Annotated in this window: 14 protein-coding genes; all 14 read right to left on the bottom strand. The window is 43.3% G+C overall.

Annotation, left to right across the window (positions count from 1 at the left end; translation table 11 throughout):
• Window positions 1–36 precede the first annotated feature (36 nt).
• Entirely contained in the window at window positions 37–600 is a 564-nt protein-coding gene (locus tag RDN93_RS03400) for a Crp/Fnr family transcriptional regulator (RefSeq protein WP_005681385.1), read from the bottom strand.
• Window positions 601–662: 62 nt separating this feature from the next.
• Window positions 663–818: a hypothetical protein gene (locus RDN93_RS03395; protein ID WP_308744217.1), complete on the bottom strand. Its 156-nt coding sequence runs from the start codon at window positions 816–818 to the stop codon at window positions 663–665.
• A gap of 78 nt (window positions 819–896) precedes the next feature.
• Complete coding sequence (locus RDN93_RS03390) at window positions 897–2426, bottom strand: STM4011 family radical SAM protein (RefSeq protein ID WP_055173661.1); 1530 nt, start codon at window positions 2424–2426, stop codon at window positions 897–899.
• Window positions 2427–2464: 38 nt separating this feature from the next.
• Complete coding sequence (locus RDN93_RS03385; RefSeq protein ID WP_055173662.1) at window positions 2465–3739, bottom strand: STM4012 family radical SAM protein; 1275 nt, start codon at window positions 3737–3739, stop codon at window positions 2465–2467.
• Complete coding sequence (locus RDN93_RS03380; protein ID WP_005678093.1) at window positions 3736–4590, bottom strand: STM4013/SEN3800 family hydrolase; 855 nt, start codon at window positions 4588–4590, stop codon at window positions 3736–3738. The genes RDN93_RS03385 and RDN93_RS03380 overlap by 4 nt, the downstream gene beginning before the upstream one ends.
• Window positions 4577–5587, bottom strand: a complete 1011-nt coding sequence (locus RDN93_RS03375; RefSeq protein WP_005681392.1) for an STM4014 family protein — start codon at window positions 5585–5587, stop codon at window positions 4577–4579. The genes RDN93_RS03380 and RDN93_RS03375 overlap by 14 nt, the downstream gene beginning before the upstream one ends.
• 5 nt (window positions 5588–5592) lie before the next feature.
• A complete protein-coding gene (locus tag RDN93_RS03370) occupies window positions 5593–6666 on the bottom strand; it encodes an STM4015 family protein (RefSeq protein WP_032855268.1) in 1074 nt (357 codons plus the stop codon).
• 193 nt (window positions 6667–6859) lie between these two features.
• A complete protein-coding gene (locus RDN93_RS03365) occupies window positions 6860–7987 on the bottom strand; it encodes an OmpA family protein (protein WP_022042180.1) in 1128 nt (375 codons plus the stop codon).
• Window positions 7988–8687: 700 nt separating this feature from the next.
• The gene (locus RDN93_RS03360) at window positions 8688–9890 is read right to left on the bottom strand and encodes a carboxymuconolactone decarboxylase family protein (RefSeq protein ID WP_055256323.1); all 1203 of its coding nucleotides are present in this window, start codon (window positions 9888–9890) and stop codon (window positions 8688–8690) included.
• Between the two features lie 93 nt (window positions 9891–9983).
• Window positions 9984–10925 carry an EamA family transporter gene (locus RDN93_RS03355; RefSeq protein WP_055256275.1) on the bottom strand — a complete coding sequence of 314 codons (942 nt, stop codon included), beginning with the start codon at window positions 10923–10925 and terminating at the stop codon, window positions 9984–9986.
• A 70-nt stretch (window positions 10926–10995) separates the two neighbouring features.
• A complete protein-coding gene (locus RDN93_RS03350) occupies window positions 10996–12153 on the bottom strand; it encodes a MalY/PatB family protein (protein ID WP_055256274.1) in 1158 nt (385 codons plus the stop codon).
• 3 nt (window positions 12154–12156) lie between these two features.
• Window positions 12157–13020 carry a DUF3737 family protein gene (locus RDN93_RS03345; RefSeq protein WP_055256273.1) on the bottom strand — a complete coding sequence of 288 codons (864 nt, stop codon included), beginning with the start codon at window positions 13018–13020 and terminating at the stop codon, window positions 12157–12159.
• 12 nt (window positions 13021–13032) lie between these two features.
• Window positions 13033–13551, bottom strand: coding sequence for a cyclophilin-like fold protein (locus tag RDN93_RS03340; RefSeq protein WP_253280419.1), 519 nt, complete (start codon window positions 13549–13551; stop codon window positions 13033–13035).
• 12 nt (window positions 13552–13563) lie between these two features.
• Window positions 13564–14595, bottom strand: a complete 1032-nt coding sequence (locus RDN93_RS03335; RefSeq protein WP_055173665.1) for an alpha/beta hydrolase — start codon at window positions 14593–14595, stop codon at window positions 13564–13566.
• Between the last annotated feature and the right edge of the window lie 84 nt (window positions 14596–14679).

Below are 14679 nucleotides of genomic sequence, written 5' to 3'. Positions count from 1 at the left end.
CATTTGTAAAAAAGGGATTTTACATTTGATAAAAAATCATCTTATCTTCGCCCTTATTCTGCTCAGACTAACTTGGGAGATTCCCAGATAGGAAGCGATAATACCTAATGGAACACGTTGAAGTATATCGGGGTAATCAGCAATCAAATCCTGATAGCGTTCCAATGAGGTCTTGAACTGCCGTGATATAAATAGCTGTTCTGATTTGATACACTCCCTTTCGGCAAACTTCCGCCCCCAGTTGGCTATATGTATATCCGCCAGATAAAGGTCGTGCAGTTTGTCGACACTCAATTCATACAGCACACTGTCTTCCAATAATTCTATATTCTCATATCCCGCCTGATTATTGTAAAGGGTCTGCAAAGGGAAAATAGCGTCGCCCTCCTTTCCGAACCAGAATGTCACTTTCTTGTCCGATTTATAGGTATATGCATGCAACATTCCTTTCTTCATCAGATAGAATTTGGAACTTTTACGGTTTGCCAGAAACAGGTGGAAACCTTTAGGATAGGTTACTTCCGGTGTTTCATTCAACAGGGCTTCCTTGGATGCAAGCGGCAGTTTGTAAATATTATCAATAATGTCATAGATGTCCATATCCATAGATTCTTTATTTCATTTGTTTGGCAACTCTGTTCAGAATGGAACGCATGATCGTTTTATGGAAAGGACGAATAAAGAAGAAGTAGAATCGTCAATACTTCGGGAGTAACCACTTTATCACTCACTATTGTTTTTAAAAAAGAATCACAGTAATCCGCCGGAAGGTAATTGGTGATGAGACTTCCCTCACATATGTTGTTTTGTACTTTCATAACTTGATGCGTTTTTAGATAACGTAGGCTGCGAAAATAATCACTTTAAATTGATATACAATAACTTTATCTGCTTTTCTATTCGCGGAAACGGAAGAAAGCAGGCAGGCGGTCGGGATTCAACGTGTAGCGGGCATGTTCTGTCAAAAACGGTTCGGAGTTCATCACTGCACAAGAATGGGGTACTGCCGACATCATTTCCCAATCCTTCTGCGAGTTGCCGACAATCAATACTTGCTCCAGAGGGAAAGCTAAAACTTTACATATATGGAATACTCCTTTCTTTTTGCCGGCTTCCTTATGTACAACTGTGATAAGGGGTGGCTTATAAAATACCTGATAAGGTTTTGCTTTCAATCGGGAAAGAATGTTCTCCCTCTGTTCTTTCTCATAAACCAGCATGCTATACTTATAGACTTGGCCTTCATAGCTATGCGCCGTTATCTTTGCGGATTCCCCGTTTACATCCGGTAGTAATTCAACCGATAAACATCGGTTCCGCCCGTCATACAACAATAATCCACCGTCTGCAAATGCCCCACCTTTGAACAAACTGAAAAGAGTCTTACCTAATTTTCTCCGCGCCTGTTCCACTGATAAAGAAGTAGCCAGATATAATGGGACAGATTGCGCCATATAGTGTAAGACATTGGCATAGTTTTCCGGAACTTTTCCTTGTGCATCGGTCAATGTTCCGTCCACATCGAAAAAAACGGCAGTAATCAAGGGCTTATCCGGTATCCGCCAAAATGTACCTTTGCCCATTATAGAATGCAAAGGATGATTAGTCAGATTACTGAAAGCAATGTAACAATCACAAACTTTCCGCTGACAAGAAAGCGAAGTGTCTAGCTTTTGACTCCGATAAAGATTGCCTATCTTCACCTTACTTCTAGGACAGGCAAAGATATCCCCTTTCCAGTCAATGAAGCAAGCACTTCTTCCGCCTGAGCAATTCTCCCATTGAGCCGGAGCGTTTCGCAAATCATACTCGAAAAGATTATCCAGTTGAGTAAAAAAACGAATATCTTCGTTGCTCAATGGAGACTTTAACCCCTGCATGGCATTAATAAACAGATAAATATCCGGTGAAAGAGTATTTCGCAAATCAGCAAGTATATTTTTTGCCAACGGGTTACCGACAGCTCCGGCACAAACCTGTATTCCTGCATTATGGAGCGTATGAAGTTGCCGGACAAATTTCTCTACTGAAGTCATTTCCGGATGAAAGCTAGCCCAAACTTTTATCTTATTTATCAATGCCGGAGCAGTCCGGAGTTCGTTCAGCCATTCATCGGCAGGAAAAGAAAGATTAGTCTGACAGGAAATTCCGGTAACTTGCGGCAATGACGCAAGCTGTATGATTCCTTCCCTATAATAGCGATGTATGAGTGCTTCACCATAGGGAATGACAAATAGTTGCAAAGTCTCTCCTTCCCATTGCTCAATAGCGGTAATAAAACGACTCCATGCCTGCTTGTCCCGCATTTTAGATGTAGGATGAGACTTCTTGCCGAAAGGACAATAAGAACAAGTGTAGTTACAACTATTCAATTTACCCCGATAGTATATACGTCGGACGGAAAGTAAAGAACCCTCGTTTGTCATTTCATTCAAATATCATTTAAACTTCACTCAATTTTCATTCAATAGGAATAAGTCTCCATTAATTGCCTGATTTCCGGAGTGATAAATAGCTGACCGATATAATCGGAATAACCAAGTCCTTCGGGAGTCAGCCGGATACGTTCAGGAGTTTCCTCTATCCAGTACTGTTCCGCCAATTGGCGGAACAACGGAGTCCTATCAAGCGGCTCTCCAAAACGCCGAGTATATTCAGCCTTGTCAATCCCCATATAGTACATCAGATTCTTGATGATAAAACGTTGTTGTTGTTCCTTTGCGGAAAGGATAAATCCGTTACGGGCTACGGTGAAATCAGTGGTTGCCATATATTCGTCTATCTCGCGGGCAATGCATTGCTGACAGACTGTATACCGGGTAGCATAGTGTAAATCACCCAAATAGCTGCGTCCACCCGACCCACACGAAAGCATTACTTCATCGCCACATGAGACTTCCGCGTCAGTGGACGGATGATGAATGAAACGCCGCATGGATGTTTGCAGAAAGCCTTTTGCTTGCAATAACTTGCAAGCGGCACGATACATTCGAAAACAGACATCATCTGGTTCCCGTTCGGTAATACCTGTACCCTGACGTACATATAGCGGATAAATAAACAGTTCGTTCGGCTGGAACCGGAGCGCTTCTTCCAGTGAATAGAGGAAACTTTCTACCGTCTGTCCCTTAATACCATAAATCAAGTCGATATTGAAATAGGGAAAATCCATTTGGCGGATATCGTCTAATGCTTGATAAATAGTGTTTTGCCGGGGACGCCTTTTGATAGCTTTCAGTTCTTCATCTTGAAAACTCTGTATGCCGATACTTACGCGAGATACTCCCGCCTTTTTCAAGACATTGAGACGCGGACGATCTGCATATTCCGGTGAAGTCTCTACGGAAGTAAAGGCATGGGACGGATGCACGCCGAACAAAGCGGCGGTAGCCATTAGTTGTTCCAGTTGCGGAACAGTCAGCAGCAACGGAGTACCGCCGCCGATGGCAAAGCTATCAAACGTCAGTCCGGCAGTGAGCGGTGAGAGTTGTTGCGCCTGTCTGTGAAGGGTGTCCAGATAAGTGGCGATATATTCTGTACGGTTCGTTTGCAAAGAGAATAAGTTGCAGTATCCGCATTTATGGCTACAAAAAGGGATATGAAAGTAGAGTGACGCCTTTCTGCCTTGCAGTTGCTCCAAATATGGGAGCAACGAAACCGGAGCAGGAAAAGGACGGTACGCCGTTTTATGCGGATAACTATACATATAGTCTACATATCGGGATAGAGGTTGATTCATTGTTTCGTCAGGATAAAGTGTTTGTAAGGAACCGTGTAGACTGTTTCGTGGGATATGCAGTGATATTCGTAGCCGTCTTCACCATAGCAGGTGCCGTGGTCGGAAAGGGCAATCACCAGTGTGTCGGCACGCTTCTGAAAAACTTCAAACAAACGGGGCAACTGACTGTCGATATATCTCAATGCCGCCGCGTGCGATTCCTTATCGTCTTTCGTTTTACCTTTCACATAGTGACAGTTCGGGTAATGGATAGCGGAAAAGTTGATATACATGAATATACGTTTGTCCGCAGAGTAATTCTCCAGTTTCTTCAAGGCAAAATCAATCTGCTTCTCCGTACTGTCAGGAGCCGTACAGCCAAAGATCGGCAGCCAGTAACTTTTCGTAAAATAACCGGGAAACACACGTCCCAGTTCATTGCGTTTGCTGAAGAAATTCACGCCGCCTATGCAGATTGTCTCATATCCCTTATTGGCAAGGCTCTGCACGAAAGTAGCTTCCGTAAACGGATAACTGCCTTTGGGCGGGATACGCCCCGTCCCTGCCTGCACAGGGAAAAACAGCCATTTACGGCTACGCAAGGAATGAGGCTCTGCCGGTGAAGGAAGAAAGCCTGCAAAAATGGCAAAATGAGAGGGATAAGTAAAATTTCCCGGCGCATGCCTTTTCTCCCACAAACCACCGTGACTGTTCAGAACCGGTGTCCCTCCGGCAGCTTCTTCCGCTTTACTCACATCGTAGCGCAACGTATCGAAGCAAAGCATAAGTATATCATGTGTCCCTACCACCCGGTTCATATCCATATCAGGACACTGGTTTTGTTCTCCAGCGGGCAGTTCATCTATCTGCATGGTCATATTTCTTTTTTATTGTTCTTATCTGTCGGGTATAAATAGAATTGTGAGCGTACATATCCTGGTAAATGTGGTCGCCTTGTCCGTTGACCTCAATAATATAAGGAGTATCCGTTCCTCTTTCTATCAGTACATCTACTCCGCCATATCGCAAACCCAGTGTGCGGACGGCTTTCCTGCATAAGAGGTAAATCCGTTGACGGACATCTTCTGACAAGGGAAGTTCGCTCCACAGGCGTGCGTTGTTGTTCAGGTGCAGATTGGTTATACCCCCCTTGCTACATCTGACTACCACATAGTCAATCTCTTCCTCTCCAGATACTACCCGAAGGTCATAATTCTCTCCCTGCAACTGCTCCTTAGGTATCCATTCTTCCAAAATAGCCCCGGTATGCATGACCGCTTCCGCCAATGGAAGAATATCTTGCTCCTTAGTCAGACGATGAATACGTTTTGTATTATGAATGACTCTGTCCACTTTCTGCAAGGTAGTATAAACCACCCATTTCTTCTGACGCGGCTGATAGCGGATTGCCATAATGCCACCTGCTCCCGAACCATAACGTGGTTTCAGAAAACACCCCCTGCTACAACCGGAAAGAGCTTGCGCCAGTTCATCGAAAGAATGTGGAGTATCCAACATCGGAGTTACATTCAGATCATTGGCTGATAAAATCCGTTTGGCTTCCTTTTTATCAAGAGCCTGCAATAATGCATGAGGCGGATTCAAGAAATGCACATCGTCAGGCAGTGCCGTCTCGTCCAACCGCTGTAATATCGTTTTGTATTCGTCATTAAACAGGGTATATTTCAGAAAATCCGTTTCGCAGCTTACCCACGGTTCCAGTTTGACAACTGCCTGCCGCAATGATGGCAGGCAATTGAACAATTCTTCGTAAGTCATAAAGCGGACTCCCGTCTGCAAGCTCCTGCCGGCTTCAACAAAGTATTCGATGCGTTTGGACGGAGAGTTGCTGACAACGATTATCTGCATTTCCCCTACTCCGTAATCATCGGGTAATACCACATTTCACCGTCGTCCTCATCAGCTTCTTCCGATTCTGCAATGTCAATCTTCATCGGAAGTTCCTGCAACTTCTTCTTCATACCCTTGCTCAAATAATTGTAGCGCATATTAATAAACTTCAAATGGGCAATCTTGTCCATATTGTCCAGCAAGAGTTGGGCACCTTCATCTTTGAGGACACCTGCCGAAATATCCATTGTCTCCAATTGAGGAAGGATATCCGACTCCAGGAACATTTTTACAATCTCATCCTGTTCTTCCGAGTTCACGATGCCAAGATAAGTCAATTTCGGGAAACGCGTCTTAGAGAAAAGCGGACGGAATATCTCAATATCAGCTTCAAAGCCGTAGTCTTCCACGCCGACATACAGAACCAGTTTTTCCAGATTCGGAAAATCGGACGCCAGAATATCCTCTACGACTTCCGTAGGAAGACCGCCACTGATAATCTCCAGTGAACGCAATTCCGGACGTGAGGTTTGTCCCAGGCGCAGGCAATTCGTACCTTTTATTTTCAAGTCTTTCAATTTGGGCATAGCGTCGAGCAACGGGCTGAGGTCTGCCTGTTCAATCCAGGAGATCTCCTGTTCTTCCTGATCGATATCTCCCCAAAACAAGCCTTCAATGTGTGCAAATTTATCTTTATTTTCGAGTATTCCTTTCAGTAAATCGGAGCAATCTTCACCTTCATAGTCCCAACAACCGATAGTGATTTGTTTATATTCGGGCAGATGCTTGTCTTTCAGAATCTTATCCAATAGCCGGACATCGTTTTCGTATTCATCATAACTCAAAGTGTATTTCTTGGCTTCCACTTTCATCTCGCGTGCCGTTTCCTCTGCTGTTTCCACATAGCCTTTCTTTGTTTTCTCCGCAATAAGTTTATTGGCAGCTTTTTCGGCTTCTTCAGCAGTCGAGTAGTTTTTGACTTGTGTCTGACCGTCTGTTCCCAATTTGCCATAGTTAACGGTTACGTCTGTTCCAACTACATCTATACTCCAGAATTTCTGTGACTTAAAGTCTTGAAATACGAATACTCTTTTCATAATACTTTTTTTAATGGTTGATATTTGCCCATTCAAAGCGCAAGAACGCATGAACAACGTCTGCAAAAATAATTATTTTTCGCCACGTACAAAGCAATCGTACACTAAACTTTCAAAACTAGAAGATACAAACAAGAAGGGCTGCCCCCGTTTTCCGGAGCAGCCCTTACTATTCAGTTTCTATACTTCTGTATTAATCTTCAATAGTACATATACTTACGCGGTTCCAATCCGGTTCGGTAAACATGTCACCTACGCCCTGACCTTCGGCAGTGATACGGGAAGCGTTAATCTTGTATTTATTGACTAGGATAGTCTTGACAGCTTCCGCACGTGCGGCAGCTATTCTAGCATTGACTTCCACACTTCCTTCCGGAGAAGCGTATCCTTTGATAATCACTTTTGAATCAGGATATTTCTTCATGTAGGAAGCTACACGTTCCACATTCGGCAACTGTGACGCGTCTACTGATGAACGACCTTGTCTGAAAGTAATGATAGATTCCGGAACGCGAGCGGTCTTGACTACTGTTTCAACAGGAACTACCTTTGTACGACATTCTTCCAAGTCTTTCTGCAAGCCGTTGATTTGCCGGTTGGCAGTGTTCAACTCACCGTCCTTATTGTTCACTTCAGAACGAAGAGCATTGATTGAAGAGTTCAGCCCGTCGATTTCCGCCTGGTTGTAGACTTTTACTTTGGTGAAATAATGGTTTCCGGTACTTGTCTTGAAGTGATAAGTCAATCCTGCAGTCAGTTCAAACGCTGCATTATTCGCATTGAAACGGCTCTTTGTTTCGGGAAAGCTACCTTGCATATCATATACGATAGCAGGTTTGATTCCCAATGTCCATGCTTTCGTTTCACCAAGATTGAAATTGAAGTTCAATCCGAAACGGGTAGACCATGAGTTCTGATCTCCGTCACCATTTACATAATAATGCAACCAGCCCATTCCGGCTACTGCTTCTACTTCAAACAAACGAGGCTCGCCTTGATAACTTGCAAACAGGTTCATCAAATTGACTTTACCCAATAAACTGACATCCGAAGCATCGAAGGCCGTTTTACTCGGAGTGGTGTTGATATATCCCATTCCCTGGAATCCCAAACCAAAGATAGGAGTCAATTGTTTTGAGAACCCTACTCCAAAACCGGGACGCATACTCTTAAAGAAAGCGCTATGAGTAAGAGGAGTGATTGCTCCCGCATTTACTTCAACAGACCAGTTGTCTGTGAACTTTGTACCTTCTACTACTGATTGGGCGTTTGCTGTAAATGCACCCAATACAAAAGCTAATAAAATAATAGATTTTTTCATAATCAAATGTTTTTAAACTGTGATGTTTTGCTTGCTAAATCATTAGAAATGTTTTATGTGTTCCATGTCTAATTCTTTAGTTTATAATCAAATTCGTTATTCACAGTAAACAACATATCATATAAAAGATTAGTTCACAGAATGAGACTCCAATTAACAACTATTTAATATTTGGGGACTCCTGCCAAAAAGTGGGAAATATGCATTCAAAGTCTATTTGTAAGATTTAATCGTCTGACTATAATGTCAATTATTATCACCACAAATGATAAAGTTCCCACCCTTAAGAAAAAGGTAATACAAAAAAGGCAACAACTTACTACTTGAACGTTGATTGAGTTATTAATAAATACTGCGACCGTTTATAATAAACGTCCCCTCCGTTTATTATAAACTTTAAAATCCGGATTTGCGAATTTAGCATCAATAATATGCAACAAAAAAAGGTTGCAAACTCTGTAAAGTTTGCAACCTTTGGGGTATATCTGCCGTTCTATCCTTTAGTATAAGCTAAGGGAATGAGCTAAGTTCGTTGTAATATTATACTATTTTCTATCCATTCTATACTCATATTTCAGTTATTCTTTCATCCATAATTCATTGATTTCATTCTTTTCCTGACTACAAATATACGAAATAAAAAAGCGTTTGTCAAGTCCCGGATAAGTTTTAATCGCCTGTCATCAGGAATGCTCTTTTTTTACTTTTCCGGAATCACTTCATTCAGATAGGCTATGGCATTGAGTGTACGCGGATAGCCGATGTAGGGCAATAGTTGTGTGACGACAGCCAGCAACGTATCTTTATTATTCCCTACGTTGACATTTCCCTGTATGTGTCCTTTTACTTGTGACTCACAACCGCCTAAGGAAACAAGAATAGAGAACGTAACCAATTCACGTGTCTTCACATTCAGTCCGTTACGCGTTTGGTAATCTCCGAAGCAATTGGCGGAGAGATAACGCTGGATATGCTTCTGATTCTCGGGAGCGCTTTTATGCATCAGTTCTATCCGTTCACCGAAAATGGATTTCTGCAACTCCAGCCCTTTGTCGAAACGGGTTTCGGATGACACAACCGATTGTCCCTCTAAAGGAAGGCGTACGCCACAGGCGAGCAATATACCATTAGTAAGACCGATAAAATCTCTCACCTTAGCCATGCCTGCATAAGCTACTGCCTGATAAAGGATTTCCTTCACTTCTATCGGGGTAATGCCTTCATTAAGAGCGTTTTCAAGTGTGATACGGTATTCAGCCTGTGCCTGCGAAGCTATATTGGATGCCAAGGTTACCATAAGGCGGGTTTTAGTATCCAAGTCACCATATTCCTGCACTTCTTTTGTAAAATTACTAAATATTCCGTCCAATTCGGGGTCGGTAGCTTTTAGTCCGGTTGCCACGTTGTCTTTTGTAGCTTCGGCATATTGTTGGTCGCTCACACGTTCCAGCCACATATTCTTGTTGGTTTGCGGATTACATTCGATAGCCAGATGCGAGAACCAGCTATCGGGGGCGGCACCGTGCCAATGTTCTATGTTCGGAGCGATTTCAACCACATCACCGGGAAGCAAGCGGCGTGACGCCTTACCACGTTCCTGATAATATCCTACACCACCGACAGCAATCAGGATTTGTCCACCCGTATGGCTGTGCCAGTTATTGCGGCAACCGGGTTCAAAAGTAACGTTGGACATGGGGACATTCAAGTCTTTGTTACTAGTCAGTCGCGCCAGCCAGGATTCCCCCGTAAAATATTGTTTGAATCCTACATTCTCCTCTCCTATCGGAAATGCGCTGATGTTTTGAGGTACTTCTTCTTTTTTCATATTCTGTGCATTTAATGAATTATATCCGAAAAACGTTATTAATGCAACTACTAAAGTAACAATTAATTTCTTCATGTTCATAGTCTAATTGTTTTAAAATTAATAACACAAAAATACGAAGTTATAGCCTTACAAGACTGATACAAATTACAGAAGTCAGTACCATTATTACAGATTTCCCGTCTTACCTGTCAAGCGTTTCCGGCTAATCAACATCACTCCCAGCAAAATCACCAGCAAACCAGAAAGCTGAATAAATGTAACTCGTTCATTTCCTAAGAATACTCCTAGAAGGACTGCTATAAAGGGATTGACATAAGCATGCGTTCCTACTTCTGCTGCGGGACATACTTTCAAGAGCCAGACATACGCCGAATATGCCAGCAAAGAACCGAAAGAAATCAAATAAAGCAAGGAGAACCAGCTTGTAGACGAGACTGCACTCAAATCAACTTCCTGAATATCTCCGCTCACAACGGCACAAAGCCAGAACATCGCACTGGCAAAAAGCATTTGCCACGCAGAACCAGCAAATGCATTCATTCCTTCCTCACGGGAAGAACGGTATTTGGCATACAGCGTTCCCACAGCCCAAGATATACAGCCAAAAACAAGAAGCAGGATACCCCGCTCACTTTGCGGATGCAGCCATTCTGCATTGAGCTGTTCCGCATAGAGCATTATTACCCCACCGAATCCTATCACCCCTCCCGCTATCGTAAGAGGGTTGCGGAAATTAATACGCCACATGGGAACGTCCAGCAGCAAAATCCAAAGTGCCGTAGAGGAAGCGATTATTGCCACGAGACTACTTGTCAGATACTGTTGTGCCAGCATGACGACAGCCATATCTATAAACAACAATACAATGCCGCTAACGGCAGAACGCTTCACGAGACTTTTCTTAAATATACGTTCTCCCCGCAAATAACAAATCCCAAGAAGTATCAGCCCGGCAGCCGTAAACCGCAGTGCTCCGAGCAGGAAAGGCGAAAAATCTTTTAAAGCCACACCTATAAAAAAGTAGGTGGAGCCCCAGACTACATAAATGAGGAAATAAGCGATGATAACACCCGGCAAATTCCTGTTCGAGCGTTTCTGACTTTCCATATTACTTCTTTTTATTCGTATTTACGGGGAGTGAGAAGGGGGAACTCTCAATAAATTGACAATTATTTTATTATTTCAAAGCCCGCCTCAACCTGTTTAATCCTTCTATCAACTGCTGTCGCGGACAGGCGATATTAATACGGATAAATCCTTCACCGGCCTCTCCGTACAAGCTGCCCTCGTTCACCCAAAGTTTTTCTTTCTCCAACAAGGTTTTCACTGTCTCATCCGATGACTGATTCAGTACCGAACAGTCTGCCCAAACCAGATAAGTGCCTTCCAGTGTCGCCACCGGAAATTCAGGAAGATATTCTTCGAAGTATACTCTCAAATAATTGTAATTGGCGAACAGGTATTGTTTCAGTTCTTCCAACCATTCCTCACCGTCGTTATAGGCGGCCATTAACGCTTCCACTCCGAACGGATTCACATCACAAACCTCATTGATATTGATTGCTTTGTCTATTTTCGTTCGTATATCCGTATCGGCAGAAATGATATTGGCTATTTGAAGCCCTGCCAGGTTAAAGGCCTTGCTGGGCGAGGTGCAAGTGACGGAGTGCATCAGAAATTCTTGTGAGATAGAAGCAAAAGGGATATAGGTGTGTCCCGGGAAGACAAGTTCGCAGTGGATTTCGTCTGCTACTACCCACACATTATTTCGGATACAGATGTCACCGATGCGGGTAAGTTCCTGCTTTGTCCATACCCTTCCGGCAGGATTGTGCGGGTTGCATAACAATAGAACCTTTACGCTTGGGTCGGCAGCTTTTTGTTCCAAATCCGCAAAATCTATCTGATAGGTTCCATTTCTATAAATCAGCGGATTGGCAATCATCCCGCATCCGTTATTGCGGATAGAGGAGAAAAAGCAGTTATATACGGGTGTCTGCACCATTACTTTATCTCCGGGGGCTGTCAGTGCCTTAATGACAGCAGACAATGCCGGTACTACTCCCGTGGTATAAATAATCCATTCTTTTTCTATCTGCCAGTCATGCCGCCTTGCAAACCAGTTTGTCACCGCCGCGTAGTATGCATCCGGTACACGGACATATCCGAAGATACCATGCTCCACCCGTTTCCTCAATGCTTCCACAACAGGGGGAGCCGTACGGAAATCCATATCGGCTACCCACATCGGCAATACATCTGCATCTCCGGCAGAATCCCATTTATAGGAATTCGTACCTCGGCGTGGAATTATTTCATCGAAGTTGTACTTCATATTTCAATCAAAACAAGTCAGTTCGTCCCAAAGTTTCAATTCACAATTCCCTGGTGCTTTGAGATTCTCGTCCAGGATGATTGTTCCGAAACTTTCGGCAACAATGCTCCCCGTGCGGGGATTCTTCACGCTGTGAACCGGGCTTTTAATCGTTGCTTTCACACTACTGTGTTCGAAAGCGAGGTCGGCGTCCTCTGCCATTGTACAATTTTCCATGACCAAGTCATGCGCATAGCAAAGTGGCTGCGTGCCCGAAATCCTGCAATTTACCAGACGTAAGTTTTTAGAATGCCAGCCCAGGTATTCTCCATTCAGTTCGGAGTCATAGACAGTTACATTCTCCGTATTCCAAAATGCATCTTTGGAGTTGATAACCGCATTACGGATTTCCACGTTCTTACAGTACTGGAATGAATAGTTTCCGTTTTGGGCGTAGTTTTGGATATTGATATTCTCGCTATGTATGAAAAGATAATCCGCTTTGTCTATCTGCACGTTCTTCAGGTCTATATTACGGCAATACCAGAATGTTTCCAAAGCGTTGGGCAACTGTACATTTTCGAGTTTTATCCCGTCCATTTCGCGAAACATCTTCGGGGCTTCTACCAAGGTATCTGCCATTTGCAGACTTTGGGAGTACCATAGCGCGGCACGGGCGCCTTCTGTAAAGAGACAGTTCTTCACTACAAATCCGTTGGTATGCCAAAAGGGATATTTTCCTTCAAAGCGACAGTTAATTGCTATGATGTTACTACATTCTTTCAGTGCGGATTCACCGGCGCGAATCGTCACATCTTCCAGTTGAAGGTCGTGGGTTGCAAACAGAGGACGTTCGCCTCCGTATTCTTTATTTCTTATTTGTTCCATTAGTTTATTTTTTTAGTCTGTTATTTCAAAAGTTACATTTACACTTCCTGCACCGACGGCGGAAGCCAGTCCCGAAGGATTCGTTATACGTCCCAAGCGGGTATAGGTATATGAAGTCGAGAAGCTCTCATAAAAAAGTACCACGCAAGTAGAACCGTAAAGCATTAAATCTCCCGTTTGAATGGTTCTCGGACTGAAAGAGGCTGTCGGCAAGCTGTTTTGTAGATAAAATAGCTTTTCATTGCCATTCAGTTCGGACATATTTACGGTCAAAGGCAGTAATTTCTTGAATTCTTTTGCTGTCTCATTACTTTCCAGGGTAGCGTTGAACGAAGCGGAGCCGATTGTTATTTTAAGATTGTTGCTCACTGGAACGTTTTCATTATTATTGTTATTATTACCAGAGTTGTTATTTCCATTATTCGGGGTTGTCTGCTGACCTGTTCCCTGCAATGGCTCATCCTCGCTGCATGATGCGGAACCGACCGATAATGCCAACATAGCGAAGATTGTTATTATATAGTGCTTCATAATGATTCATGTTTATTTCTTCAGATATTCCTTGAAGAAAGATTCCAGTTTGCTGAATGGTATAAGGCTTACACGGTCGTAAAGGTCTACGTGTCCTGCACCGGGCACTATATACAGTTCTTTAGGCTCGGCAGCCAGTCGATAGGCATCCTCGCTGAATTCGCGCGAATGGGCATTCTCCCCGGTAATGAAAAGCATGGGACGGGGTGAAATCGTTTCAATATCTGCGAAAGGATAGAAATTCATAAATTTCACATTACTTGAAAGGGTTGGATGAGTTGTTGTCAAAGGAGTTGCTCCTTCTGGTGTGAATTCTCCTCTTTGTGTACGGTAGAATTCATAAAATTCACGTTCTATCGGGCCGGATTTTTCTGTCAGCTCGTGCACTGTGCCACCTGTGTATTTTGTTTCTCCACCCAGGAATTCAACATAACGCTGCTCTGCCGCTTCCACCATAATTTGTTTTCTCTGCTCCAGAGTCAATGCATGTTTCAATCCGTTACGGCTGGCAGTACCCATATTATACATGCTGATTGTTGCAATGGCTTTGAGACGAGGATCTATTTTTGCCGCACTGATAGCGAAACTTCCACTGCCGCAAATACCGATTACACCGATAAGATTCCGGTCGACAAACGGACGTGTACCGAGAAAATCTACCGCAGCGCTAAAGTCTTCCGCATAAACTTCCGGCAGAACGGCATTGCGCGGCTCGCCTTCGCTCCCACCCCAAAAAGAAAGGTCTATGGAAAGTGTGACAAATCCTCGTTCCGCCATTTTCGTTGCGTAAAGGTTCGCACTCTGTTCCTTGACTGCTCCCATAGGGTGTCCGACAATGATTGCAGGGTATTTGTCCCCTTCTTTCATGTTCTTGGGCAGAAACAGATTTCCGGCTACCTTCATTTTATACTGGTTGGAAAAAGAAACTTTCTCCACACTTACCAAATCACTTTTATAAAAGTTATCTGCATCTGTCTGTGCAGAAGAAAAATTAGTTCCGAGCATCATAATAAATACAGTTGTTAATAATAAAATCCGTTTCATATCTCTTGCGTTTTAATAATTAAAGAATTGATTGTCTACTTTCTACATTGCAAAAATACGGTGAAATAAAGAGAGTGTATGTAG

This window comes from uncultured Bacteroides sp., assembly GCF_902491285.1.
In the GTDB taxonomy this organism is placed as follows: domain Bacteria; phylum Bacteroidota; class Bacteroidia; order Bacteroidales; family Bacteroidaceae; genus Bacteroides.
Note: the sequence above shows the minus strand (reverse complement) of the source record. Positions and strands in the feature narration are given on the sequence as shown.

What these genes read in the sequence shown, in the direction of transcription:
- RDN93_RS03375 (WP_005681392.1), bottom strand. Translation starts at nt 5,587, where the DNA reads ATGCAGATAATCGTTGTCAGCAACTCTCCGTCCAAACGCATCGAATAC.
- RDN93_RS03400 (WP_005681385.1), bottom strand. Translation starts at nt 600, where the DNA reads ATGGACATCTATGACATTATTGATAATATTTACAAACTGCCGCTTGCA.
- RDN93_RS03380 (WP_005678093.1), bottom strand. Translation starts at nt 4,590, where the DNA reads ATGCAGATAGATGAACTGCCCGCTGGAGAACAAAACCAGTGTCCTGAT.
- RDN93_RS03335 (WP_055173665.1), bottom strand. Translation starts at nt 14,595, where the DNA reads ATGAAACGGATTTTATTATTAACAACTGTATTTATTATGATGCTCGGA.
- RDN93_RS03395 (WP_308744217.1), bottom strand. Translation starts at nt 818, where the DNA reads ATGAAAGTACAAAACAACATATGTGAGGGAAGTCTCATCACCAATTAC.
- RDN93_RS03340 (WP_253280419.1), bottom strand. Translation starts at nt 13,551, where the DNA reads ATGAAGCACTATATAATAACAATCTTCGCTATGTTGGCATTATCGGTC.
- RDN93_RS03390 (WP_055173661.1), bottom strand. Translation starts at nt 2,426, where the DNA reads ATGACAAACGAGGGTTCTTTACTTTCCGTCCGACGTATATACTATCGG.
- RDN93_RS03385 (WP_055173662.1), bottom strand. Translation starts at nt 3,739, where the DNA reads ATGAATCAACCTCTATCCCGATATGTAGACTATATGTATAGTTATCCG.
- RDN93_RS03365 (WP_022042180.1), bottom strand. Translation starts at nt 7,987, where the DNA reads ATGAAAAAATCTATTATTTTATTAGCTTTTGTATTGGGTGCATTTACA.
- RDN93_RS03370 (WP_032855268.1), bottom strand. Translation starts at nt 6,666, where the DNA reads ATGAAAAGAGTATTCGTATTTCAAGACTTTAAGTCACAGAAATTCTGG.
- RDN93_RS03360 (WP_055256323.1), bottom strand. Translation starts at nt 9,890, where the DNA reads ATGAAGAAATTAATTGTTACTTTAGTAGTTGCATTAATAACGTTTTTC.
- RDN93_RS03345 (WP_055256273.1), bottom strand. Translation starts at nt 13,020, where the DNA reads ATGGAACAAATAAGAAATAAAGAATACGGAGGCGAACGTCCTCTGTTT.
- RDN93_RS03355 (WP_055256275.1), bottom strand. Translation starts at nt 10,925, where the DNA reads ATGGAAAGTCAGAAACGCTCGAACAGGAATTTGCCGGGTGTTATCATC.
- RDN93_RS03350 (WP_055256274.1), bottom strand. Translation starts at nt 12,153, where the DNA reads ATGAAGTACAACTTCGATGAAATAATTCCACGCCGAGGTACGAATTCC.